This window comes from Paenibacillus sp. 1182 (assembly GCF_017833915.1).
GTDB classification, from domain to species: Bacteria; Bacillota; Bacilli; order Paenibacillales; family Paenibacillaceae; genus Paenibacillus; species Paenibacillus polymyxa_D.
The window spans coordinates 21,604-48,466 of record NZ_JAFICR010000016.1 but is presented as its reverse complement, the minus strand read 5'-3'; the positions used below and the strand labels follow the sequence as shown (position 1 = coordinate 48,466).

Annotated in this window: 21 protein-coding genes; 4 read left to right on the top strand and 17 right to left on the bottom strand. The window is 41.1% G+C overall.

Annotated elements, in window-relative coordinates; translation table 11 throughout:
* Positions 1-55: 55 nt before the first annotated feature.
* On the bottom strand, positions 56-2,443 hold the full coding sequence (locus JOD82_RS24920) for a polyprenyl synthetase family protein (RefSeq protein ID WP_209950150.1): 2,388 nt from the start codon (positions 2,441-2,443) through the stop codon (positions 56-58).
* Positions 2,444-2,620: 177 nt separating this feature from the next.
* Here JOD82_RS24920 and JOD82_RS24915 point away from each other — a divergent pair, with 177 nt between their 5' ends.
* Positions 2,621-3,190, top strand: a complete 570-nt coding sequence (locus JOD82_RS24915) for a TerD family protein (protein ID WP_069010531.1) — start codon at positions 2,621-2,623, stop codon at positions 3,188-3,190.
* Between the two features lie 43 nt (positions 3,191-3,233).
* On the opposite strand, the gene JOD82_RS24910 is transcribed toward JOD82_RS24915, so the two are convergent.
* The 4 genes from JOD82_RS24910 to JOD82_RS24895 all read right to left on the bottom strand — a co-directional run bounded on the left by JOD82_RS24910 (position 3,234) and on the right by JOD82_RS24895 (position 7,473).
* On the bottom strand, positions 3,234-4,154 hold the full coding sequence (locus JOD82_RS24910) for a hypothetical protein (RefSeq protein WP_209950149.1): 921 nt from the start codon (positions 4,152-4,154) through the stop codon (positions 3,234-3,236).
* Positions 4,155-4,366: 212 nt separating this feature from the next.
* Positions 4,367-5,308, bottom strand: coding sequence for an ADP-ribosylglycohydrolase family protein (locus tag JOD82_RS24905; RefSeq protein ID WP_029515476.1), 942 nt, complete (start codon positions 5,306-5,308; stop codon positions 4,367-4,369).
* Between the two features lie 84 nt (positions 5,309-5,392).
* Entirely contained in the window at positions 5,393-6,478 is a 1,086-nt protein-coding gene (locus tag JOD82_RS24900) for a hypothetical protein (RefSeq protein WP_209950148.1), read from the bottom strand.
* A complete protein-coding gene (locus tag JOD82_RS24895) occupies positions 6,478-7,473 on the bottom strand; it encodes a hypothetical protein (protein WP_209950147.1) in 996 nt (331 codons plus the stop codon). Before JOD82_RS24895 ends, JOD82_RS24900 begins: the two co-directional genes overlap by 1 nt.
* 182 nt (positions 7,474-7,655) lie before the next feature.
* Between JOD82_RS24895 and JOD82_RS24890 the strand changes: the two genes are divergently transcribed.
* Positions 7,656-8,306, top strand: a complete 651-nt coding sequence (locus tag JOD82_RS24890; RefSeq protein ID WP_209950146.1) for a hypothetical protein — start codon at positions 7,656-7,658, stop codon at positions 8,304-8,306.
* Between the two features lie 35 nt (positions 8,307-8,341).
* A complete protein-coding gene (locus JOD82_RS24885; RefSeq protein ID WP_069010525.1) occupies positions 8,342-8,911 on the top strand; it encodes a DUF1697 domain-containing protein in 570 nt (189 codons plus the stop codon).
* A gap of 94 nt (positions 8,912-9,005) precedes the next feature.
* On the opposite strand, the gene JOD82_RS24880 is transcribed toward JOD82_RS24885, so the two are convergent.
* The 3 genes from JOD82_RS24880 to JOD82_RS24870 form a co-directional block, all read right to left on the bottom strand.
* On the bottom strand, positions 9,006-12,413 hold the full coding sequence (locus tag JOD82_RS24880; protein WP_209950145.1) for an nSTAND3 domain-containing NTPase: 3,408 nt from the start codon (positions 12,411-12,413) through the stop codon (positions 9,006-9,008).
* A 73-nt stretch (positions 12,414-12,486) separates the two neighbouring features.
* Positions 12,487-14,166, bottom strand: a complete 1,680-nt coding sequence (locus JOD82_RS24875; RefSeq protein WP_069010523.1) for a hypothetical protein — start codon at positions 14,164-14,166, stop codon at positions 12,487-12,489.
* Positions 14,167-14,212: 46 nt separating this feature from the next.
* A complete protein-coding gene (locus JOD82_RS24870) occupies positions 14,213-15,958 on the bottom strand; it encodes a methyl-accepting chemotaxis protein (protein WP_209950144.1) in 1,746 nt (581 codons plus the stop codon).
* Positions 15,959-16,306: 348 nt separating this feature from the next.
* Here JOD82_RS24870 and JOD82_RS24865 point away from each other — a divergent pair, with 348 nt between their 5' ends.
* Positions 16,307-16,894: an RBBP9/YdeN family alpha/beta hydrolase gene (locus JOD82_RS24865; RefSeq protein ID WP_245249137.1), complete on the top strand. Its 588-nt coding sequence runs from the start codon at positions 16,307-16,309 to the stop codon at positions 16,892-16,894.
* A 106-nt stretch (positions 16,895-17,000) separates the two neighbouring features.
* Here JOD82_RS24865 and JOD82_RS24860 read toward each other — a convergent pair whose 3' ends face one another.
* The 9 genes from JOD82_RS24860 to JOD82_RS24820 all read right to left on the bottom strand — a co-directional run bounded on the left by JOD82_RS24860 (position 17,001) and on the right by JOD82_RS24820 (position 26,640).
* A complete protein-coding gene (locus JOD82_RS24860) occupies positions 17,001-17,537 on the bottom strand; it encodes an SMI1/KNR4 family protein (RefSeq protein WP_209950143.1) in 537 nt (178 codons plus the stop codon).
* A 52-nt stretch (positions 17,538-17,589) separates the two neighbouring features.
* Positions 17,590-18,024, bottom strand: a complete 435-nt coding sequence (locus tag JOD82_RS24855) for a hypothetical protein (protein ID WP_209950142.1) — start codon at positions 18,022-18,024, stop codon at positions 17,590-17,592.
* A gap of 28 nt (positions 18,025-18,052) precedes the next feature.
* Positions 18,053-18,712, bottom strand: a complete 660-nt coding sequence (locus JOD82_RS24850) for a DUF2625 domain-containing protein (protein WP_209950141.1) — start codon at positions 18,710-18,712, stop codon at positions 18,053-18,055.
* Positions 18,713-18,747: 35 nt separating this feature from the next.
* A complete protein-coding gene (locus tag JOD82_RS24845; RefSeq protein ID WP_209950140.1) occupies positions 18,748-19,266 on the bottom strand; it encodes a hypothetical protein in 519 nt (172 codons plus the stop codon).
* A 30-nt stretch (positions 19,267-19,296) separates the two neighbouring features.
* Positions 19,297-20,457 carry an immunity 26/phosphotriesterase HocA family protein gene (locus tag JOD82_RS24840; RefSeq protein ID WP_209950139.1) on the bottom strand — a complete coding sequence of 387 codons (1,161 nt, stop codon included), beginning with the start codon at positions 20,455-20,457 and terminating at the stop codon, positions 19,297-19,299.
* An 84-nt stretch (positions 20,458-20,541) separates the two neighbouring features.
* Positions 20,542-21,549 (bottom strand): phosphotransferase, encoded by a 1,008-nt coding sequence (locus JOD82_RS24835; RefSeq protein ID WP_029515486.1) that lies wholly within the window; start codon positions 21,547-21,549, stop codon positions 20,542-20,544.
* A gap of 93 nt (positions 21,550-21,642) precedes the next feature.
* Positions 21,643-22,641, bottom strand: coding sequence for an AraC family transcriptional regulator (locus JOD82_RS24830; protein WP_029515487.1), 999 nt, complete (start codon positions 22,639-22,641; stop codon positions 21,643-21,645).
* A 28-nt stretch (positions 22,642-22,669) separates the two neighbouring features.
* Positions 22,670-23,863 (bottom strand): MFS transporter, encoded by a 1,194-nt coding sequence (locus JOD82_RS24825; protein WP_165149771.1) that lies wholly within the window; start codon positions 23,861-23,863, stop codon positions 22,670-22,672.
* 14 nt (positions 23,864-23,877) lie between these two features.
* Complete coding sequence (locus JOD82_RS24820) at positions 23,878-26,640, bottom strand: alpha-L-rhamnosidase (protein ID WP_209950138.1); 2,763 nt, start codon at positions 26,638-26,640, stop codon at positions 23,878-23,880.
* Positions 26,641-26,863: the final 223 nt, after the last annotated feature.

Genomic DNA, 26,863 nt, shown 5'->3' with positions numbered 1-26,863 from the left:
GTCTCAACGTACAAACACCCCACCACTCCTATGGAGCTATGGGGCACAATTCTTTTTAACGATCCCGGTTCACAATATAATTCATTAGATGCTTCAGAAAAGCGATATTGCGTGGCACCTCTTTTAATGCTTCCATGGCAAGGCAGTAGTGCTCCCACATTTCTTTACTGGCACCTTTGTAACCAAGGATGGACACGAAATTCGAGTTATTGTTATCCGAATCCTGGCCCACAGGTTTTCCAAGTAACAGCGTATCTCCTTCCACATCAAGCAAATCATCTTTAATCTGAAAAGCAATCCCCATATGATAGGCAAATTTCTGCAAAGCAGCAATCTCTGATTCCTCGGCCTGTGCGAGCATGGCTGGCATAACGAGACAAGCCTCGAACGCCACTCCTGTTTTGTAAAAGCACATCATATTCAGCTGTTCCAAGGTCAAAGCCTTTCCTTTGGAATCCAGATCCATCGCCTGCCCCATACACATATCCTCTGCCTTACGAGCCGAGTATTGGATCAAGGCAAGCACAGTCTCAGCATTGAACTGGTTCAGTGACGATTGCTCCCCGATGGCCTTCTGGATCAGATATAGTCCGGTTAATTCCGCAGTAGCGCTATTGTGCACCTGATGTAATGTCTGACGCCCTCTACGGGTAGACGCGTTATCCTGGGAAGGCAAATCATCAAAAATCAGGGAGGCTGTATGCATATATTCCAATGATCTTAGAAGAGGCACGATTGCCGAAGCGTCTAAGCCATATTCATTCACACCCATGACCCAGGTCAATATAGGACGTATCCTTTTCCCATCCCCCTCAAGACTATAATTGGCAGCATCAATAAGATGTTCTTTCATGGCCTCGATCCCAGAAGGCTTGGTAATTTTCAATTGGTTGTTAATTTGGTCACGGACTGTTTTGACCATATTCATAAAGTCTTCTTTTTCCCTTGAATCATTTTTCAGTTGGGTAATCATCTGGTCTCGAAGCAGCTTATCCAAAAAATCTACATCCTCTGCTTTGCCCACTATCTTCTGGATGAGACGATTAAATTCCGGATTTCCGGATGCAAAAATCCCCATTATTTCATTGTACTTTTCTACACCTACCCGTTCTTTATAACGTTTGAGTCCATTTATTGCACGGTCCAGTATCACCTCGCGAGCCATAGCATCCGAGTCATATACGTTATGGATCAAATTCGAAATGACCGCCCAGTATAGTTCGAAGGGATTGATCAAATCCGATCTTTGATGATGATATTTTAAATAATAGGTATAGGGTGTTACCGCACCGTCCCTCATATCGTCGGCCATATCTGCAAAATCATCAGCAAGCTGGTTATAGATACCATAATAGAATGTTCGTTGCTCAAACCCTCCATCCTCAGGAGCACTAATCACGGAACGGACAATCAAACGGGAAGAAGCAGATTTTAAAATAACGGGTATATAAAGCTCTTCATTGGTGTAATTAGCTTGTTTTATATCCTTATCCCGGTCGATATCTTGAGAATGAAAGAAAACATAGGACTGCTCGAAAAAGGTTTGCTGTGTGTCTGGCCGCTGATGTGCCTTAATATACTCAAAAGCATCCGAGAGCTCCGAATGGATATAGCGAATGAACTTCATATGATCGCCGGACCAGTCGCCCAGTTCTGGCACAGATCCGGTAAGAAGCGCGGTACGTATCATATGGGAATATTGTTCTTTCTCTTGAACGGTCAACAGCTGAGAATCGAGCAGATCATCAATAAAAGGATAAGTCAACCCATAGGAATACCCAAGCCTGATGGCTTTATCCAGTCTGCGCGAACGTTCAACAGGTGACACGGCTTCGTCCATTTCTTCCATCACATGCAGAATAACCCCAATGATGATTTTAATCAGTTTGCGCTGGGCATGCTCTGCATCCATTTCCTCAGGAATATGAGAAGCTACAGAGTTAAGCTTGTTGATTAGCCAGATTACAGTGGTTTCGATCCCTTCCTTTTGAGACCACCGATACACCCCGGCTAAATTCATAAACTCCGCTTGATCTCTCCTGTTAGCATGGGTGGGTTGAAGCAAATATCTTTTTACGTCAGCAATGACGCGCTGAATCCGGGTCTGTGTGTCGACAGAATCTAGAGCCTTGCCTAGATCCCTCATGTAAATATAAGAGACACTCCGCTTCAGATAATCATCCAGTTTCCCTGTGTAACTCAGCCATTGAATATATCTGTAGTCATCCCGGGTATCCGGCTTTCTCTTATTCCGCGAAAAGAAGGATAACCATGAAGAAGAATGGATATGATTCCTTTTCCATATATGGATATCTTCTGTAAGAGAGGTCACATAAGTTTTATTCTTGACCTGATTATAGAGTGATGCAAAATACTGAAGCGCCTTCTGTTCAGCCAGCTGATATCCTGTATCGACTTGAAATTTTTCATTCATATGATGCATTACCTCAACTTCTCATTTTGTTAAACATGGTTGCATTTCTCCCTGAGGGAACGAATTTGGATCATGTTTTTATCTTTATACGGAATAAAGTCTGTGAAGTTACGAATAGATTATATCCTTCTATATATATGCTACAATTTCAGAGTAGAACGAAAATAATGATAGGGAGGCATAACGTTGAGTATTAGTCTAGTTAAAGGACAGAAGGTAGACCTAACCAAAAATAATCCATACTTATCCGTGCTAAAAGTAGGCCTTGGATGGGACCCTATGAAGGGTAGAAGCATGGATATTGATGCGTCAGCGCTGCTTCTTAATGAGAACGGCAAGCTGACCCAGACGAAAAATCTAGTATATTTCGGAAACAAAAATAGCCCTTGTGGGGCCGTCGTACATAGTGGTGACAACTTGACAGGACATGGCGACGGTGATGATGAAGTCATTACCGTCTCCCTCCAGCAACTACCACCGGAAGTGCATAGAGTCGTATTTATTGTGAATATATTCCGTTTTTTCAGCTTTGGTAGACGTAAAGATTTCAGTATGGTGAACAATGCTTATATTCGAGTATTGGATGCGTCCCAAGATGAAGAGATTCTCCGATACAACTTGACAGAGGACTATAAAGGGATGTGTAGTATCCGTGTAGGTGAAGTATACCGCTATGGAGGGGAGTGGAAATTCGGTGCTATTGGAGAAGGAAGCACCATTACCTCCCTGAATGAGCTTGTCAAAACGTATGAATAAGCATTTTTGGTGTTAAGGAAAAACCCACGTCTGACGTGGGTTTTTACGCTAACTCTCCTATAGTCACCTGATACAGCAGAGAACCTTCACGGAGCAGCAGGCGGTCTTTTCTGAAATCCTGTTCGTGCGGCTGAAGGAACTCTTGATCGTCATTTAAAAAACGAATGTGTTGTCCTTTGCTCAAGCTGCCTGGCTTCACATTCTTTTTCAAGACATATTGTCCGTTCTTTCCATACCCGCCATCGAACAAAAAGTGATACCCATCTGTAGCCACCCCGGAGCAGCCGGAAATCCTCGGATTCATAAACGTAATATTCGTACGGTCGCTACCGGAAATACGCCCTAACGAAAAGTCTGAATAGTAATAAAACCAGATTTCCTGTTCGCTGACCACGTTCAAAGCATAGCAATCATGAATGTCTGCCGCTTGGTTTTCATATATTTTGTGTCCTTCTTTATTCCAAGCGACAAGGCCGGAGGATCCCACAGGCTCATTCCAACCATAATTTCCAAATATACCTTCATCAAAATAACTGGTCCAGATCGTACCTTCCCCTGTAACCTGAACACTCTGGATACCGTCTCCAAGCAGCAGTTCATTCACAGTACGACCTTCATAATCAATAATTTTACCATTTAAATCATATTGGCCCGATCCATAATAATGACATCGCGCTCCGACGAGCAGTAGATGATGATGTAGAGGCTGTACATAATGATAGTTAAACTGCTGTCCCTCCACATACACTTCTTCAATATGATCGTCTATAATGAGTATCTTGTAAGTACGTCTCTCTTTAAGAGAGGCAGGCGGGAACATCCCCCGCACTCGTTCTGGGACTTTATCAATTAGCAAAATATACACGCGCCCATCAGGGCCAAATTGGGTCGAAACGATCTCAAACCCTTTAGTATAGTTGGAAATATCGACAAATGAATGAAGCTGTTTATTTAGATGCGACAATGTAGTTCCTCCTCTGAAAGATCAGTAAAGTGAAGTATGATTTGTACTGGACTTCATTTTGTCATAACAACATGCTACTGAGGAGGGCGGAAGTATGGCGATATGGATAGTGATCCCAAGAGATGAGGCATCGGCAAAAATATTGGGAACAAAAAAAGCCGGGTTCTGCTCATAATAAAAGCAACCCAGCTTGATCTTTATAGATGTCCCTCTTAAAGTGTCTGGCCCTTGTCGGCCTTCTGCCATAAAGCCTCAGTCAGCTCATCGATCATCTCCTTCATCGCCAGCTTCTCACGCCAGTGATTCGGGATACCGCTTAGCCCGTAATAAGCTCCTGCAATTTGCCCATACACCGCCCCGGTCGTATCGGCGTCATCCCCCAGATTTACGGCCAGCAGTGCCCCCTCTTCAAACGAAGTCGAATGGTGAAATGCCCACAGCGCAGCCTCAAGGGAACGAATGACATAGCCGGTTCCCTGTATTTCGGGCGGCTCCTTATCCTTGTAAGATCCCTGAATGATTTCTTCAATGGCTGCCGAATAAGCTGGCTGTTCCTGCCGCCGCCACTTATAGCAGATGTCGGCTGATAACATGGATTCTTTGTCCGCTCCCCGCAGACCTGCCACAAGGATTGAAGCAAGCACAGCACAGGCCTCCACACTTTCGACTGCTCCATGGGTGGTTCGCGAGCTCAGTTCGGCGTACATCACGGCCTCTTCCGGACGGTTCGCATAGGCCATGGCAACAGGTGCAAGCCTCATGATCGAGCCATTACCAGCAGTCATGGGGTCAACGGACCCACTGTACGGCTCTCCAGTGGCCTCGAAGCGATGCAATGCTGCTCTCGTCGCACCGCCGATATCAAAGCACGTTCCCGTGCTGCTCATATATCCCAGGTGATACCAATTGGTGTAGCGACGCATTTGGTCCGCTGGATCAAAGCTATCTTTTTGCACCATACTCTCGGCTAAACAAAGTGCCATAGACGTATCGTCGGTCCACTGCCCCGGCTTTAACCCAAAGACACCGCCGCCCACGATATCCGTTACAGGTTCAAATGTACCTGGACTGCTGAATTCCACAGTGGTTCCCAAAGCATCACCCACGGCCAGTCCAGCGAGACTTCCATAAAAACGATCCTTGATCAGTGCCATTTTGATGTACACTCCTTTAATAATTGTTATAGCTAATGCATATATTTCCATATCACTGGAAGGAAGAAAATCCGGTAACGCCATTTATTCGTAGCTTAAGGCTGTACAACCGCTATCCGGTTTTAATTCAATGAAAATTCCTGCCTCTTGATGGTAAATGAGTGGAAATCGCTCCGTATCTACATCTTCACGCACACCTCTTGAAAGCCGCCATACCTGAAGCGGGACTCCTTTCCCCCATAAGAATAATCGGTCGCCAGAAACGACCATATCCGCTTGGGGATATGGATAAATCCCGTCTTCTTCAGGCTTACAATTTAGTGGCGGGATCGCAGCAAGCACGCGTCGGTACCCGGGCTGAGTCATATCGAATAGGACAACCGCCGGTTCCACTCCTTCCTCTCCCCAATCTTCCTCCTCCAGTAAATCGGCATCCATCTGTCCCCAAACCGCCAATCTATCAGGTCCTGTCCAGCACACTGGCCCATCCCAATCTATGGTTTGCCAAAGATGGCGAACTGACGGACCATTCTCCGATTCCCATGAGTTCAGCAGCCAATTAGATAAGGACCAAGTTCGGACTACTCCTAATGGAGCCCATACCCATCCCGTATCCGCAATCCACTTTCCCTCTGGAGAAGTCAGGAGCCTCCCATGAAAATAATCTAGATAATGCTCATCTTTATTTTCGCTGTTATAAACTGGGGTAGGTCTTGCTGTCAAAAGCCTCCCCGTTTCTACATCCGTCAGATCCAGCCGATTCCATTCCGTCCCATGAACAAGGATACATGCACCGTCTTGATGTACAAAGGCCAGGGGAAACATACTTTTATCGTAGTGGTATTCGTCCCGTGATAATTGCATTTTTTCTTGAGCATGGACTAAATCATACACGGCCGCATGTCGGCCAAATCGATTGGAGATCGCCACGTACTTGCCGTCAGGACTGGTCACCATTTGGACAGGTTGCAGGGGATTAAAATCAGGAATACAAATATGTGTGCATAATTCTGCACTGCCAGAGCGAAGCTCTAGCCTCCACAGTTCTGCCTGTGTGTTCAATGCCAGCAAGGTTATGCTTCCGTGAGAGCCACCTTTTACAGGATGAATGGCCGTAAGACGTCCGATAGTCTGTGGTAAATCGGGTAAAGAAACGTGAGAGAATGGCATCATTTAACCCCTTTTAATCTGGATAAATAATAATTTATACCCGTATTTGTGAAGCTGGATTTATCAATAAAAAATCTGAGTTCAAGCAATGCAGACAATACTTTTATAAAAACTCCCGTTTTTTTCTTGCAAAAACATTTAAAATATGTAATTTCGCTAGGATTACTTTTGAGAACAAAATAGGAATAATTCATCAAGATCATAGTGGAGATGAACTGCTCTGTTGGAGATTGATGCTCATTGATACAGTCGATCAGCACCTCTAATACCCTATTTTTATTAGAGTTATAGGCTTGTATAAACATCGTTGCTTCTGCAAACGGCTTGTTGAAATCGTCATACGGAAAATCATATACATCATGACTGCCTAGGATGAAGCTGACCAACTGACCTTGCAAAATTTTTATTTTTCCTAGCGCTGCCCGGGTATCCATATCCATCTCATTTTTGTTAATATGCTCATGCAACATGTCAATTAGAATATGCATATCATACTGTTGTGCGTCTTCCATCCTGTACATCATCTTATTATTTTCAATCGTTAGACGATCATAAATGTCATCCCCTAAACCCAGTTCAAATAAGAGATGGTGAAGAAAAAATAGCCTGTCCTGAGTAAGCGAGAATTCATTCCCTCTCTCTGCTAGATGTGAAACTTGATATTGATAATAAAAACAACATAAGTTTTTTCGGCTATAAACAGCATCTTTATGTATATCAAAAACGTTAAAAATGAGCGAAAGCAATCGAATCAGACGTTCAGCATCTGCTACGCTTAGAATGGGATGATTCATTTTTGTAAATAGCGACCTGTCAAATAAATCATGCCATCGCACTAGAGAAACATAATTCTGCTCGTTTATATTCAGGGTTAGTATTCTTAGATTTTGCTCTTGATCAGGATAAGAATAAAATAGATATTCATGACTTAATTCAGAAATACGCTCATTAAAATAGGCCCTTAATTTGTAATCGTATATTTTAGAAAATGACATTTCTCTCCTCCTTGCAACATTATTTTCGAACTCCTATATTGTAAAATTAATCTGGATCGACTGGCAAGGCGGTATAAATACAGAAACATATGTTCTTCATTTCTATATTATGATATCTTTATGCTAGGAATGAAACGTTATGACGAAGGTCATAGCCTACGATTAGAAAGGAATGAACACCTATGAAACAGCTAAGCGAAGCTCTGACCCGGTTTGTACAACAACAAAACCTGTATAATGCAACCTACGGGCTGTTCCAAGACCACGACATCCAGCCCCGGACGGAGAACCTGACAGATTGCTGGGACAACCGCATACCTATATCCCCTGAGCTTGAGTACCTATATAGCCATTATGAAATGATCAATGCTAAGGCAGCGGGAACACACAAATTAAAAAATGCAGCCGTTGAAATCGGGGATGCTGCTGTTCTCTTTTTTGTCGCACCAGAACATTTATATCGCCAACAGCTGGGCTATCGCTTCATTACATCTGGAGAGCTTGTTCATGAGTCATCTTCGTGGCCCTCCCACCATGTTGTAATTGCCACGTTTAATGATGATCCAGTCATTGTCGATACTAGCGCACCTGCTTCCCCTGTATATGCTGCAATTGAAGGTGGCGCAGCGCAGCAAGTTGCTGACTCTTTAGCTAACTTCTTTACGGCTTTTTCCATCCTGATTGAAGGTGCCTGTACCTTTAAGGGAGAATTGATAGATGAAGATACATACGAAACCAAAGTAGCATATATCGAGCACGTAAAACCATTGCTACATCATTTGTTGGGCGAAAACCAAACCACGTATTTGCTGAATTACCTATCCCTTTGTTAGAATTCCTTTTTGTTTAAAGAGAGGTGGAGCTTTTTATGATCTATATCGCATTACTGCGGGGCATCAATGTTGGCGGCAATAACAAAATCGAGATGAAGAAGCTCAAGCAAACGTTTGAACATGCAGGTATGGGGCATGTGACGACTTACATTAATTCTGGAAACATTATTTTTTCCAGTCAGGAGCGGCCCAACCAGGAGCTATCGCTCATACTGGAACAGGCGATTCTGGAGGATTTTAGCTTACCCATCCGCGTCATCGTCCGTAATATGAAGGAGATTCAGAGCATTATGGAGGCACTGCCGAATGAATGGGCTAATGATACACAGATGAAAAGTGATGTAATGTTTCTGTGGGATGAAATTAACGATATTTCCGTTCTGGACAACCTTCCTTTAAAACCGGGAATTGGACATGTCATCTATACGACCGGAGCCATTCTGTTTTCTGTCAGCAAAGAACAAGTCACAAAAAGCGGGTTAACGAAATTAGTCGGCACCAAGCTGTATCAGCAAATGACGGTACGGAATGTGAACACAGCACGGCAGATTTATAAGCTGATGCAAATGGCTGAACAGGAAGAGTTGCAGGCTTTGGACGCATGACTGTAGTCTTGTTTAAATAGGGCTAGACAAAATAGTGATTAAACAGCCAACATCTTATTACAAAGGTGCTGGCTGTTTAAATAAAGAAAACTCATCAAAAATATTGTTCGATGAAATTATCAATCTTAGTTAGATCATCCTTTATAATTTGTTCAACTGAAGAAGTGTTAAGCAATGGAGCCAACTTTTCTGGGTGCGCTATGCAATATTCATAATCAATTGCACATTCTGTCTCATACTTATTTGTGGCGATCTTCTGAAATAAATCATAAGACAAATCAGAAGTCACTTCATTAAACTCTACTTCTAACATTTCTAAAAACCTAAGTAAAGTCCAATTTTTAATTGTACTCGATACTTCTTTTTTATCGTTCATCTCTTGAAGTGTATAGACAGAAGATAAACCAAATGCCAATTGTTCTGTACCATTCAGTTCCTTTATGTGCTCAATAAAAGATTGAATGCTTTCCAAAAAATAATTTTTACTTTCATCCGCAAAAAACTCAACAAGAATACAAAATACATTATAAATATAAGTATGAAATTCGGACTCGTTAATAATCCAGTCAATCAAGCTCAAAATTTTGACTTTATTATATGAATGGTCATTAATATTCTTACATAATAGATAAACTTGAATCTCAGAGGCTATTAAATACAACCATCCATTATTATGCCCCAAGTAGCTACTTTCTTTAATCAAGTTCCATTCTTCATTTGATATATTGAGCCATTGTTTCAAATTATCCCGATTAAAATACATTTCATTATGTTCCTGCGCTGCAACTGCAATCTTGGTAAGAATTTCATATTCGGAACAATCAATTGAACTAAACATGTTGTCGAAGAAATTGCGAATCTGATTCTCTATTCTATTACCTCGTTTATATTCATCAACAATTTTCGCGAGAAAAAGCGGATCAGTAGAATAATATGTTCCTTTCCATTTAGATTTTCCCATGAACAAATCTTCTTGAACTCGATCCATGATAGTAATTTCACAGCTTACTATTCCAGCTAAATTAATTAAAGAATCCCAACTATCTTGATCATCCCTATGTATATAGGGAAGCAACTCCTCCATAAAATCCCTTTCACTTGTTTCTTCTACAAAGATATCATCATCTTCATGAAATTCGACTTGGCTTTTATTAGGATTACGATTTGTAGTCTCTTCAAAGTTAGAATGAATTCTATTCCACTTTACTGAATATCCGTCCCAATTTAGAGTTTTCTCCAATATTCTCATGGCCTTAAGGGATTCTTTTTTAACCTGTACGTTATATAATTGGATCGCTTCAGGAGCGTCTCCGAATAACAAATTCTCGATCTCAATTTCCAAATAATCGGATGCATAAAAGTCATAATCATCCCCAATAAGCCAAATAATTTTATCAGAAATTTCATTGTAGTTTTCCTGGAGATAGCAGTCAAAGTCTTGACCATATATATCTCTGAATTCATAAAAGACGATGTAAAATTTCAAAAAATTTATTTTAGAGCGATAGCCATCTAATAACTCTTTCATAGCAGGGATTTCGAACCCTTGCTTTAATAACTTATTGACAATCTTAGGAACGCCATACTTCTCTTCATCGGAAAGTGCATGACGGTCATCTTTTAACAAACTATTAATAAAAAACGCCTTTAACTTTTCTATTACATCCCTTAATTTTTGAGAGTTATATTGTTCATTCAAATCTAATATTTGTCTTAATTTAAGATTGTAACTGTTGGTATAATCTGAAGAGAAATAAAAGTCTGTAAATCTATCATCTGTACAGTATTCCTCGATTCCATTGGAGTAGATAAAATCTAAACGTTCGTAGTCTTTAGCGATTCTATCAATAATTCCTGGAATAATTGTCTGCTCAAACTCCATATTATTATGTTCATCAATTAAATTTAGTAAAAGTAAATTGTGAGCGAAAAACAAAATAGGATTCATTAAATTAACACTCTTAATAAGATTCAGCCCATACAGTGACAAATTTTTCGATATTAAATGCCTCCAAAATTCCATCATGCTATGATTGTTAAATCCTATAATTGTTTTTTTTGCTTCAAAGTCAATACCTGTCAATGTTCTGATAAAATTCATATCTCTAACGAAACAAAAAGAGGCGGACAATTGATCTAAAGCATCATCAAAACTTTGCCACTCTTCCCAAGGAAGACTTTCTTGTAAGTTCCCGTAGCATTTTCTTAAAATATTTAATTCAACCGGATATCCAAAGATCGCCATACATACACCAAGATAAACTGCACTTTTTGAAGTCTCATGAAGGTGATTATACATTCTCTCATAAATTTCATTGGGATTCTTCAATGTTTCCAACAGTATTTTTCCCGGATACATACCATCATGCTTTATTTTAGAAAGAAGATGGATCGCATCATTAATAAATCGGGGATTATAATTATCGTGATTAATAATTTTGTCAGAAACTATTACAATGCTGTGCAAAAGACTGTACTGTAAGTTTGACTTTTTTAGAATACTCCAACATATCCTCATCTTGTCTGAGCTTTCTAAGCTAGTTGAAGATAACTCAACACTCATATTTTGAATTATTACCTTTAACTCATGTAATAATTTCATACCTTCAAAAAGAATATTTTTTCTCGAAATCAATACAATTTTATGATTATTTCCACTAATAATGCTCTTAAGCATTCGATAAATTTTAGATTCACCATTTTGGATCTGATTATTGACGTAATTTACACCTAAAAAGTCATCTACTATAAATAATTGCTTTTTATCTGAGCGATAAAATTTATACACATCTTCAATAGTATCTGTAAAAAAAAGATCAAGCTCCTCATTTTGCATCAAATAATGGAACGCTATATTAAAACCTAGCATCGTTTTCCCAATTCCCGGTTCACCATATACCAATAAACAATTATGTGAATCCATAATATCAAGTGATTCATGATAAGCTTTCGTTTTTATGTAGTACTCAACGTTATTTTTCATTTCATTTAAGTGAAATTGATTAAAATTATTGGGTCCACGCAAAATAATATTTTCTAAAATATGTTCAAAAACTACTGTACTAGGCGTCCATAAATTATTGTACTTTAATTGAATAATAGAAAACTTTGGGTCAGCAAGATACTCATTTAGTTCTATTCTACCAATTATATCTTCATCAGAATGGATGTATCCTTTAAATAAATCCATTATTCCCCTTTGTTGTTCTTTATTCAATCCAACTGATGTTACTAAAATATATCGACTCGGCTTCAAATTACGCAACTTTAATACTTCTTTTTTCAAACTTCCTTTCAAAATGTTAAAATCATTTTTATAGCATTTTGCTTGAATAATAGTATTATCACTGTACCTATACCCATCAATGCCTCCATCCCTACCTTTAGGATATCTGCGAAATACATTGGGTTCTAAATTTTCTCGAACTCGAACAATATCTATTGCCAACGCCTCAAATTCAACGTCATCTAATAATGCGTGAAAATCATAATTGTTTTTCATAATCTCCCATCTTTCTAAGACTGATATATTCATCTTTGAATCCTATGAATGTGTTATACTTCATGCTTTTAATTTAATACAGTAATCTGTGATCATTCTCAGTAGCTGTGAATAATTCCTTCATTTTATCTGCTAACAATTTATTTGGAGGATAATTGCAACACACTTTTTCAAGATCCTCCATACTAAGTGGAATTATGTTTCTTCCATTTACAAACTGATGCTCAATCTCTTTTAATGAAATCTGCGTATAACCTGCCATACTAAAAACAATACATGTTTTAATCCCTTTAGAATCCATTACAGGAACCAAATTTCTGATATCTGAAACCTTAATTTTTTCTTTTCTATTTTTACATTCAACAGAGATTAGAGCCCCTAAATTCCAAAGAAACGAATCAAGAGACACGTTACAAAAATAAAGATCAACTTCCTCTCTCTCTTCCTTAATGCGGTGACCCATAAGTTTCAAGCCATACACACTGCGTAGAAAATAACTTGCCACCTCTTCAAATAGTAACCCTTTCTCATAACCACTCTTTAAATTTTTAGCTTCATCTAGTAAATCACCAAACTCTTTCATGCTAAATTCTAATTTTTCAAACCGTTCATTAACTTCTTTCCAAAAAAATGTTTCTAAAAAGTTATAAATGATCGGCAAAAAAGCATATCTATTTTTCATAAGGAAGATAATATTTTTGGAGATTCCTTCTTCTTCGCTACCAGTTAGATAAGATCTTAACTGATCTATTCCTTTCTGCACTACTTTCAAGAATTCAGTTTTGTCTGGTAAAATCACTTCAGCTTTATAAAAGTAACATATGTTTTGTTTTACTTTCTCCATAAAACTTTCGTACACTATCTCTAGTTTTTGTATAGGATACTTTTTAATCGGTAATGTTGCCAATCCGTATAATAAAACATATTGCCAATCATAGAATAATTCTGCTGGTTCAAACTGTACTCCATAAGCATATACAGGATTTTTAAGAATCATTTCTACATCTTTAACCGTCCATTGGTTAATATATTGGCTATCTATATAAGATAGGTTCTTGTAGCCATCTTCATTAAGAGGGATAAGTAGTCCTCCTTCGACTAGAAGACTTACATGATCAGATTCTGGATTTCCAATCATCGTTGTTATCCTTCTTCCTTTAATACTTTCCCCCAAGACAAATGAACGGGTAAAACATTGATAGCCTTTTAAAAAAGGCTTTTCTTTTACTATCCATAAATTAATTATGTCATTTACAAAGTCCGATTCATAATTTTTGTATCCCTCAATCCCATAAAAAAATGAAATTGATAAATCGTCTTCTTCTAATTCTTTTATTCCTCCGTAAGGGGCTTTTAAAACCTCGTTGTTAAAAAGCTCATTAACATAAAGGAGAAAGAAGAGATTCTGAGATATTACATTATGCGGCTCCTTTATTTCCCTATCAAGTGAATCTAAGAAGTTTTCGTTTTCTGTAGCTTCGTGAAAAATTTTTTTTATTTCTCTTTTCCATACTTCATTATATAATTCCACTTCTTCTCTATGCCCAACATTCAAAAATATTGTTGGACCAGGCTTCTTATCCTTCCACTTTTTTTCAATATTTAATACCCTAACCTTGAAATCAGAAAATGGATGTTTTAAACTATCTATTATTTCAATCTCATAGCCTAATCCTTCCTCTTCATCCTCAAAAATAATGTAACTCTTTATAACTACCGACAATACACTTACCTCTTCAAAATTAGTTCCCATATTTTTCTTCTCCCTTCATTTAAATACCAACACCGTATGGTCCTCATTAAATTTTAAAGCCTGCAACCAGTTCATTCAGTCGAGCTGCACTTTCCTTCACCTGATCAGACTGGTATGCCACTTCACGAGATTTTTCCGTTGAAGACACCATATTCTCAGCAATGTGTTGGGTAGATATGGCGGACTGTTCGCTGGCGGTAGCAATCTCATGGATCGCTCTCACCATGGTTTGGATGGTTTCATTTACCTGCTTAGAGGTGGCGTTCAAATCATTGACTGTGTTCGTGTGCTCAACAGCATCATTGTAATATTGCCCTGCTGTATCCTCAAGCAGCTGATAATCCTTGCCTACCTGGGCTTGCAGGAAGTGCAGCAATTCTTCTGCATTGGTAGTCAGATTTTCTACAGACTGCACAACCTCTTGAGTAACACTCTGAATTTGGTCTACCGCGTGTTTGGAGCCGTCTGCCAACTTACGAATCTCGTTAGCTACAACCGCAAACCCTCGACCTGACTCACCGGCACGAGCTGCTTCAATGGATGCATTTAGGGCCAGCAAATTGGTCTGTGCCGTAATTTCCAAGATAGACTGAGAAAGTATACGAATCTGGTCTACTGCCTTGGCTCGCTCTAACGCTTCCGTCATCTTTTCATTAGCTTTTTGGTAAATTTCTTTGGCCGCTTTATTGGATTGACTAGCCGCCTGCTTCAATGTTTCAGCTTTTACACTCGTATCATAGGCAGACTGAGCTCTTTCTTGAGTTTTGACCGAGATATACTCTGCTGCCCGCTGCATTTCTTCCGCAGAATGGTTCATATTTTCGGTGTATGCCGAAGTCTCTTCCATAGCTGCTGACAGCTGTTCGACCGTGGCTGATACATCGCGAATCCGCTCATTGAGATCTGTCATATTATGATTCGTCTGATCACTCAGTTGGTTAATTTGATGTGACTCATTGATCACCCCTGTGATGACCATTGAGGTTGAATCTGTCATTTGCTGAATGGCACGAGCTATAACAGCGATCTCATTATTTCCTTTGAGCAAGGCAGGATCAAGTGCTGTCGTTAAATTTCCTTGGGTAATCTCTTCACAGTATTTCGTAATGGTGCTCATCCGGGAACGGATATTTCGAATGGCTGCAAAGGAGATTGTGATCAGAACAGCCAACACGAGAGCAAGAACTGTGATTAAAACAATTGTGCGCATTTTGATCTCGTTTTGCGTATTTTGATATAGGTTGGCGGATTGCTCATTGTTATAATCTGAAATCGTAGTCAGCATCGTAACAATGGCCGTACTAGATTTATTGATCCGGCCTCTCTCTTCTGTGTCATAGGTTCCAGTATTCTTTTTGACGGCCATGATCTGTTCGATGTCCTGAAAATACGTGTCTATACTCCTCTGTAGTTCCTCAAACAATTTCTGTTCCTTAGTATCCAATGTCCTTTGTGAAAATTCATTTAGCCCAGTTGTAACGCTATTTTTTCCTTTCTGCACCTGCTTATACTGTTTATCTGTATACTCCTTATTGTCGAGTATTTTTGTATAATTGGCTCGCATGTTATAAAAGTCACTTTTGACCTCAAGAATATTCGTCTGGTGTTGAAAGCGATCTGTATACAAAATACCTTGACCCTCTTTAGCTTGATACATACCGATAACTCCTACCAACGATACAATGAGCAAACCCACTAAGCTGATCATAATCATGGAGATCATCGTTGTCGTGATCTCTAAATCTCTAAAACCTTTTCCTTTTTTAGTCCTGTCCGATAGTTGGTTACTCATTCAAACCCCTCCAGCTCGTCTATGGATAATAGTTCACGCTGCTCTCAACTTTCACGAGTACTCTGGTCTTCCTCTTGATGCTGCCCTCCATACAACAAAATAAAGCAGATCACAAAACGTGATGCTATATATATCGGTAGAAAGCGCTTAAATTTATTAGCCAAATTACAGTACTGCAAAAATAATGAATATTATAATAGGCAAATTCATACATAGGCTTGCTACATGAATCAACAATTTTAGGTACTCATAAGCATTGGATGTTTGGTAAACTAGAGAGGGATTTTTACATGAAGTGGGACACATATGCAAACTAAGATCTAAACACTGGATGATGGGGGAGAACGTATGGTGACAAATCTACAAAATCAAAAACAAGTATATATAATCCACGGATACACAGCTTCGCCAACAGATCATTGGTTTCCTTGGTTACAAGACAAATTACAGGAAGACGGGGTTTCGGTAAATATACTAGATATGCCCAACTCGCAAGCCCCCAAACTTAATGAGTGGATTGAGCATCTATTGCAAAATATTAAAGCTTTACATAAAGACACCTATTTTATTGGTCATAGCTTGGGTTGTGTATCCATATTAAGGTACCTGCAGCAAGTCAATATCCCGGAACCACTAGGTGGTGCCGTTTTCGTTTCCGGTTTTACTGATCCATTGCCAAGCCTGCCGTCATTAGATGAATTTACAAATGACCATTTGGATCATCAGCAGATCATGGATTCGCTAAAAGCGCGTGTAGTTATAGCTTCAAAGGACGACGCGATTGTCCCCTTTGCACTTAGTAAGAAACTAGCGGAAGATATCCAGGCTGATTTTCACGAATTAGATCATGGAGGACACTTTTTACAAAGTGACGGCTTTACCACCTTACCGATCGTCTCTCAAGTTTTAATGGAAATGATAAATGAAAATAAGTAGCGTTAAAAACCCGCAAAATAGACCTGGCAAAAAGGGTCCAGCTTGCGGGTTTTACATTTTCTACTGGATGAATTAGGGGGAATAAAGCGTATGTTTAGTCAAGATATCAATACAATGCCCATTTTTCCGTACACAGCTCTATAAATGAATGGGCAACCTGTTCACATTCGTCATATCCCAAACTACCAGAATGAGCAAAAAGAATGGGATATTCATTGTTTCTTTTTTCCTCTCTCATATCAAACATATAGTGGTTACCGCATCCATCCATCGCAAACGACACGGCACCCGGCATATACTCTGGCAGCTCGTAGGCGAGGTTCATTTCTCTCAAATCTTCAGTATTGAAAAACTGGAAATAACGTTCTCCATTCTGAAATTCACCGCCATTAGAATATTTCAGCAATTCTATGTAACTATCAGGAAATTGTCCTTGGGGCAAATGCCAGCTAACAGGATCTAGCGGTTTATATTGATCATAAAATGGAGACGATTTCGGAAAAGGGTTCACTTGTCTTTGTTGGATTTCGTGAATTTCCTGCTTCGATAGCTTGATGTTCCATGTGCTCAAAAAATTCGCGATTTGTTCACCAGTTGCTTCCGGACATTTTATAAATTGATGTTCAAAGTGAATACTCCACATAATAACCACCCTCCTACCTTCACGTCTCTAAAAGTTGTTGTTGCTATCTTTTTCAACCTTCTCCATCTTTTTCAACCCATTCAGCCACACTCTCATGAGGTTGAAGGTTCTCACGTTTATAGTAAAAAACGGTCTTGAGCTCGTAATCCAAGCTTTCCGCAGCAATGAAAAATCGGGTACCAAACGTTTGATCCTCCATACAAATCACAGGCCCCTCAAGAAATCCGTAAGAGACAGTTTTTAACATTTCCAATTCCTTGTCATTAGCCAGTCTAAAGCATTCAATTGAAAATACACCACCCGGACAGGAAAGAAACGAGACCTCGTAAAATGTAATCTCTATGTTGTGATAATAGCTAAAGTCAAAGCTCCCTGCTAGTACCAGCTTGGGGCGACTTGTATAATCATAAATGTAGTAATGGTCAATGTTATTTTGAGAAAGTATTTCATTCAGCTGCATCAGTTTGGATTGAATGGAATGATTCATGATCTTATGTCCCCCTCCCCACTCGCGGCTATTCCCGATCCGTCACCGCCTGCCACGCTTCTGTTAGTGCTATAGGTGATTTGTGGCTGGTCTCTCCGCCACCTTCCTGAGTCCATAGCGGCGGATAATAAGCAAATACCTCTCCTGGCTGAAGTTGCTCCATATCCGACTGCCAACCATTCCAGCGGAATGTCTGGTAGAACAAGCCCAAATCTCCCTCAGCCAACCAGCTCAAGAAACCGGAATAGGCCAGCTCAGTGGATTCCCACTCCAATGCATCCGGTGCAAAATAGTAGATATGGCCGCTACGTCCAAACTTCCCTGTATCCAATCCAAAGAAGCCACCTGCTGCATCATAGGCCACAATCAGCATTCCCCCAAGTGCAGCAACGCTCACTGGCTCTTGCAGCCCGTTCCACGAAGCCAAACTGCCGTAAATTTCAGGCCCACCTGCACCCAGTAAGGTGATCCATCCGTGGTCAAATATGATCCCTCCTGTTTCATAGGCAACCGTTCCCAAGTACGATTTGGTGCTCACTTGCAAACGGTAGAGCGAATCTCCCCTAACAGATTCCGATTCTGCCGGTACAATGCGAAATGGATTATTCCCTTCTTGCAGAATGTTTCTGACCTCTTCCCATGCATGGTTGTCCTGATCCACCAGCTCATCAACCGTTAACGTATGCATATCCATTCTCCTTCCTGTATTCCGATATCTATCTTTCAACCTTTGAACTGATTTTCGAAAACCTGCGTTTGCTCTAAAATCACCCACTGATTCAGCTCGTCGTAGCCTTGGACAATCGCCGTGATCTCATGCCTCGGATACATCCACTCGGATGGGGCCTTTTCCGCATATGAATGGGTGTCTGCCAATCCGACTGCATTGTGCTGGAAAATATGAATTAGTGTTCCGTGTGGAAAAAAGGCTTCAATATATCCAGTTACCTTAGTCCCAACCGGCAGTGCGGTTTTGACTTGATGCCATTCCTTGTTGGAGGTGTGAAGATTGCTGGACCAGATTTCTTCAAACTCTTTTTTTGTAATTTTCGTATAATAGGGCTCTGTATCATCAATCGCTTTCTCTGCTAACAAGAAATGATATTGCTCGTGCTTACGATTAGAAGCAATAAAAGTACCGTCATCCTGGATCACAATTTGCCGATAGGCTACGCCGTCTGAGTCTATTTCAAAATACCAGGTTCCCATGCCTGGTTCCGGACAATCTTTAAGATATTTCATTCGTACCTCCTAAAAGGATGTATAACCGTGTCATTTCATCTTTCTTTTTCCGCTATAAGTCCTTGTCAAATATGCGAGATATTCCGAACGCGTCAGTCCTCCTGTTTGGCGATTGAACTCATCGTACGAAATGTCTTCCGGGAATCCGAATTCGGCCAGTGCTTTTCGGCGCTCTTCCCGATACAACGGGTTATCCAGCGTGTGGTGCCACTCCCGCTCTTCCCAAGGACCAAAACAGTCTGCAATGACACCTGAATATACACCGTTATTTAACAATTCGCGCGAAGACTTGAACACTGTCTTTTCTTCCGGTTTGGAAATTGTGCCCGTTCCCCAGGACAGTCTATATATTCTTTCTTTACTGCTATCTATGCTACTGCCGTAACCAATCGGAAACACAATATCCTCTTCCGCCAACGCTTTATGCCCTATCCGCTCGTAGGACCCTCGCATAAAGGAATCATCCATGACAATCCAGGTTGTATCAGATAACGGGGCGGCCGTGATGGATTCCAAAGTTATTGAACGGTCACGACTTGTACACAAATACGGACGTACGAACAAAGGCATTGTCATGACACTATTCCATATGCTCTCCTTTGCAAACAACTGATCCTTTTGCATTTGGCGCAAATCTCCGACGACCAGTACATAGCCATCTGTAAAAAGGTCTATTTCCACGCGGAAGATGTCTCCCGGAATGGTTTTATAACGCAGGTTTTTCATATGCTTCAATCGTTCCACCTTACGATCATAGTCGTTAGGCACAAGCGACGGGTAACGTTGAAGCCAATCGATGATCTCTTCTTTACTATGTAAATGCTCACATCCAGTGATGGGCAATCTCACGCCAGTTTTGCTATTCACAGCAGTAACATAACTAATATTACGATCTCTTCGAATGCCTGCTGAAAAGGACACACCTTCTGCTGTGATGCTCGAAACACTTGTATAATTCAGTTTTTTCTCTTTGCCACGAGCCGTTTTAGGCAGAACAAATGCCCGATCACGAGTAAAAATCTCTACATCAGCTTCTCCATAAGCATCCTCTTTGGAAGAAATTCGCTTGCGAATAACATCTCCATCCATACAAATAAAATATCCTTCTTTAATTTCTACTACGTCCCAATGTTCTTCCAGCGTCTCCAGCCCAAAATAGGGTCGTAACGCGTTCGTTAACCAACTATTCATCTGCTCCTCCTGTTCCGAGTACAATTCAGTAGACTTCATTTCTGTTATTCCAGAAATTATAACATAACACGGCATGTAGCTCGTTTATTCATACATTATTCTAGCTTGGACTAACTCCTCCTGAATCCAGCTACTGCTGGTAGACAGTTGGAGCAAGTCGGCCGTGATCTGTTTGATCTGTTCTTGCAGCACGTGTGGCTGATCTGTTCCTTCCAGAAAGCGACTCATAAAATGAAGAAAAACGTCTACCTTCCTAAGCAGCATTAACACAGGCAAAGCGTCAACCTCGGATTGGCTTAAACGAACCTGACGGCTGAAGCCCCGGCAAAAATCACGAACAGCTGTCGTTTCCTCCGGTTGTCCCAAAAATCCTGATAAAATGACCGCCGGATCCATGACCCGAACGTCCAGCGTACAAAATTCAAAATCAAGCAGTACAGCCACCTGACTAGGGTCAGAATCCTTTACCAACAAATTGGAAGCGTTCAAATCTCCATGTACAAGCTGATGCGGCAACTCTTCCAATGCATGAAGTGAATCTATAATCTCTTCATATACTTTTCCTATCAAACGCAGCTCCTCATGGAAATCTTTTAGAGGCTCCGGCGGGTTTAAACAAAAGCCTTGGATTACTTCCCGGTTACATAATGGATAGGATTGCTGCAAAGCATAATACGGCCGATAGACTGGAGTCATATCAAGATTGAGTGTTTCAAGTGCAGCAGATAATTCGCCAGCAGCCTCGCCAAAAGAATAGGCAAAGCTAGGATCCTGCTCCGATGGGGATGTGCCTTCTATGTATTCGAACAGACACACATATTTTCCACTATCCTTCTCAACCTGTGCAAGTGTCTCTCCCGTAATCGTTCGGATTGGCATTGGAACCCTGAATGATAGAGAATGCCTGCTCAGTTCCTGCAAAACCGCATGCTCAAATTCTATTTTGTTCCGATCCCTGTGTGTATCGTAGATGCGCAGTACCCCACTTCGCCCACCGCTCTTAACAAAATACGTCGTATTATTCCAACCTCCGGTTCGTCTCTGTAGTGTCCCGTCCCACTCCGGCCAGTGCCGTCTTAATACCGCTTCCAAAATGTATCCTCCCTATTAAACATCCGCTTATGAATTTGCCGATATTATAACAAATATAGACGCCCATTAGAATTGGACGTCCTTGTGTATCCTTCATTTCCTCATTTGTTTGTTTCGGATATTCTGCGGGGTGGCACCATACGCTGTTTTAAATTTTTTATAGAAAAAACTCATGCTGTTATATCCGACCTGCTTAAAGATCATTTCGAATGGCAGGTTGGTATTGACTACCAAAGAATAGGCCGCATTAAGTTTAATGTTGGCAATAAGCTGCGTGTAAGTAAGACCGGTTACTTTTTTCAACTTATTACTTAAATACGTACTATTGTAATTAAAATGAGTAGATAATTGCTGGAGGCTTAAATGCTGATAATGCTCTTCCATGTAATTCAGAATAGAAGTAATATTACTTTCCTGCTGGTTTAAGTGAATATTATGCTCGCTTTCCAATACACGGACCAATTCCCCAAATACAATGGACAAATAAGCCTTGACCAGCTCCATTGAATCCTCTTGCCTGGAAAAATATTCGATCAAGATTCTACGCAATATATATTGAAGGTTTTCATTATGCTGTGACTCAAAAATAATAAAGTGATTATGATGCTGATGCTGGAGGACTGAATTGGCAAGAAACTCGCCGATCAAACTTTTTTTCTTAGATAGCCGCTGTAGAAATAGGGATGAAATCGTTTCTCTTTGCAGGAGGATATTAATCAGTATATCGTTTTCTCCCAAAGGTGCGATGCTGTGCGGTACATCCTTATCGAGGACACACACTTGGCCTTCACAAAGCTCAATTTCTTTACCCGCTATGATTTGGTTGCACTTACCTGAGTAAACATAGTTTAACTCAATAAATTCATGCATGTGCTCCAGCATCGGAGCAAACCTGTTGTGCTTGCTAATATAAATATCATGTTCTCCGAAGAAAAATAAAGCAGGCATTCGATACATATTCTGATTTATATCAAAAAATCGCTCATTTTCCGATTCTTTGGAGAGATCATTAATCACTTGATTGTTTTGCTGTTGTAAAAGTTCAATTTCAGTTTTACTTCTCAGCAACTGATCCAACTCATGAAGGTTCATAAACACAGACTCCTCCTTCAGACTCCCATTAACTGTGAACTGCCGTCTGTGTTTTGCTTCCCTTTCCTCTAATAGCGATTCCCAGACAGAGGAGCGCAGCAATCATAAATACAATCGCAGAGACGAGAAAGGAAAATGAGGCAGTTTCATTCCCAGACAACACCCCAACTAACTTGATAACATAAGGCGAAGCAAACGCTCCCAAATTGGAGCCTACCATTGCAATCGAAATAGATATCGTCTCACTGCCTTTAGGTACGATTTTAGTTAGTATCGTAAAAATATAAGGAATAAACAGCGCAAAGCTAAAGCCAATGATCAGCATGGCAACCGTAACCATGGTCACATTCTGAGCAAACCACAGCAGGACAAAACCTGTCGCTGTTAATAAACTGGAGATAAAAGGTGCGTAATTTCTGAACCATTTATATATTCTACCGAACAAGAAGCCTGCAATCATAGTTGACAAGGAGAACAGCGTCAAAGCGGTCCCTAAAAACCCTGCGTTAGGCATACTCTTTTCAGCAATCATAATACCTGTTTTGGTATACACAATCATGATAAAGGTCATAAACAGGAAAAGTGCAGCCCCTAATCCAAGTACAGGTAGGGACATTCCCCCACTCTTTTGGCCCGTTCCTGTCGTGCTCACTGTAGGCTCCTCACGCTCTGGTTCAGGAATGATAAAAAAGAACAACAGTGCGATAGGAATAGTGATCGCATAGCACAAAAAAGCAAACGGCCAGTCGATTAGGGCAAGCTGTCCTGCCACAAAGGTAGCCAAGCTGCTTCCGAGCCCTTGTACAGCGCTTTGAAAACCTACCAATTGAGCACGTTCGTCCCCTTCAAAAAAATCACTAATTAAACTGACAGCCAGCGAATTGAACATCCCCAGACCTGCACCTAGCACCAAACGCAACACGAGAATCCATGTAATGTTCGTAGTGAGCATAGGAAGTATTCCGCCGATGACCACGAGCAAAAGTCCTAGCAGGATTGTATTTTTTTTACCCAAGCGGGAAGAGATCGGGCCACTCAACAGCACAAACAGCATCATCGAGAAAGATGGGATTGTAACTATGCTTTCAATCAGTGAACTGGAGACTCCCGGTAATTGGTTCAGCATCATCGGGATGATAGCTGAAATAGCACTCGCTGATGTCAGGACTAAGGAAATGGACAACAATGCTGTTTTAAACCATATTTTGTTTTTAATATTCATCAAGCTTCTCACCTCTAGTCTATGTTATTTAGCCTCTGGTTGTATTTGTACTGGAACGTATACTGTCCAGATCCGACGGTAAACGTCAATTCATGATCTCCACTCAGTTCGAAAATCGCCTGTTCTCCGGGAGAACCTGATTTCCCGGCCAGCTCTTGTGGCACATTACCAGGCGGATACTGAATCGACGGGTATTGCTTAGTAATGGTCTGTTGTAATGCATCTGGCTCTAGAACGCCCGGAAGCGTAATCTCAGCTGTCGTATTATGTGGTACGTGAACCGTCATCCGCATTTCTTCATTCACGATTTCCCAATGGACAGCAACCTCACCATAAGGTGTCTCCAGCTTGCCATGGGCCGAAGTAAGATTAACAGGCGGTTTGGGTGCTAACCGTGACTTTTTGTAGCCCGCTTCAAGCACATCGATACCGGCAATATTTTGGTACATAAAGTCTCCAACTGAACCGTACGAATAGTGATTGAACGAGTTCATATCGGTGCTCCAGAACGAGCCGTCCACTTTGATACTGTCCCAATGCTCCCACATGGTCGTTGCTCCCCGTTCAACCTGATAGAGCCAAGAAGGATAATCTTTCTGAAATAAAATTTTATAAGCTATATCTGTATAGCCATTGTCGGATAAAACCAGGCATAGATAGGGTGTGCCTACAAAGCCAGTATCCAGATGCATATCATTTTTTTCTATCAGCCGTACGAGCTCCTGAACCACTTGCTTTTTATATTTTTCTGGTACCAATCCGAAGTGCAAAGCCACAACCTGTGCAGTCTGGGTATTAGAAGTCAGTTTGCCAGCGTCATCAAAATAACGGTTCGCAAAAGCGCTTCTAATCCCCTCATGCAAGCTTTGATAAGTGTTGTAATCGGTATAGCGATTCAGCAGTTTGGCGGTCTGCGCCAAGATATGAGTCGAATACGCAAAGTATGCAGTCGCTACCAACGTTCCATCGGTCGCTCCAAAATAGCTTCCTTCCTCGCTATCCAGCGCCAGCCAGTCTCCCAGCTGCAAACCAGTATCCCACAAATGTTCCTCGGTCCCCTGGGCACGAATATAATCGACCCATGCTTTCATACTGTCATACTGCTGAGCTAGAATTTGCTTATCCCCATAACATTGATAGATCGTCCACGGACATATAACTGCTGCATCTCCCCATGCGGCTGTCGTTTGGTCCATATTGTCTGCAAAGGTTCCTTTGAGGACATCCGGCACGACAAAAGGCACAGCCCCATTCTCCAGCTGGTTGTAAGCCAAATCTTTCAGCCACTTTCGAAAGAAGGAAGCACTATTCATATTGAAGCTGGCCGTTCTGGCAAAAATCTGTGCATCGCCGGTCCAGCCTAATCGCTCATCACGCTGCGGGCAATCGGTCGGCACATCCAGGAAGTTCCCTTTTTGTCCCCATACAATATTGTGCTGGAGTTGGTTCAGCTTTGGATCGGATGTCTCGAACAAGCCAATTGTCGCCATGTCTGAATGCAAAACAACGCCTGTAAAATCTTCAATGGCTACGCCAGCCGGAAAGCCCTCAAGCTTCACATACTGGAAGCCTTGAAAAGTGAAATGCGGCCTAAATATCTCCGTCCCCTTGCCGCTGCAAATGTACGTAATCTGCTGCGCTGCATCACGAATATTATCTCGGTAAAAGTTCCCTTGCTGATCCAGTACTTCACCATGAACCAGATTCAGAACCGTACCTTCGGGGGCTTCCACTTTAAATTCCAGCCAGCCTACCATATTTTGACCCAAGTTAAGTACTAGTTCGCCTTTAGGAGTCCAAATCAGTTCAACAGGCTTTAATCGGTTCATTACACGGACAGGCTCGTTCTCCTGAGCAACCAGATGACTTAACGGAAACGGGGCGACCTGCATCATTTTCCGTTCGTTCAAGAAGCGATGTTCGGCTGCCTGCTGCTCCAGTCGAGCATCATAGATTTCGCCGTTATAAATATCTGACATCAAAATGGCACAGCTCGTTTCCTCCCAGGAAGAATCAGAGCAAATGAGTTCTGAACGGCCATCTTCATAGCTAATCTTCATTTGAAATAGCAAAGCATTTGTGTTCCCGTAGGTATCCTTGCGCTTTTGCCAGCCTAGATAGCCGCTGTACCAGCCTTCTCCCACCGTGGCTGTGATGCGGTTATGTTGTTCTCGAACGGTAGAAGTCACATCATAGGCTTGCACCTGAACACGATCGTTATAATCTGTCCATCCCGGGGTAAAGTAGGCATCGCCTACTCTTTGTCCATTGAGCTCCAGCTCATACAGACCAAGGCTTGTGGCATAAATGACTGCTTTTTTCACTTTTCCCTCAACTGAAAAACACTTGGAAGCAGCAAAAGGGGCTCTTGTCTGAAACTTTTCATGGATGCTTCGCTCCTGCACTGTAATCCATTGTGCCTTCCAGTCCTGCTCATGGAGCAGCCCCATTTCCCAAAAGCCAATCTCACTCCATTCCGATTCCTCGGGTTCGGTGTCACCCGCTCCCTGAGCCCATACTTTTACCCGGTAATAATATCTTTGTCCTGATTCGAGTGGAGGACCTTCATAGGGAAACAAAATGGATTGTTCCGAATAGGAAAAATGATTCCAGAGCAGCGGTTCAAAAGCGGGATTTATGGCTACCTGCAATTGGAAGCGTTTTTGGAAAACGTATATGTTGTCAGATTCAATTTGCCAACTTAATCGAGGCTTTAGACAACCCAGTCCAATCGGATTGTTTACATGTTCACATATAAGCGCTTTCACTTTTAGCATCTTATGTCCTCCCTGAGATCTTCTTTTGTGTTTCTATACTCAAATTAAAACGCTTCCATTAGTTGTGCGCAATGTTGTATCCCTGCATGTTGTATGCTTGATTTACAGGTGTTGAATGTCCATCCCTCATATCGAATCTTAAAATGGGTCTATTAGAAAAATATGTACGTGTGACAGCGCAGTACTCAAAAGGAAAACTCTTGTTTTTTGTACATATGGATTG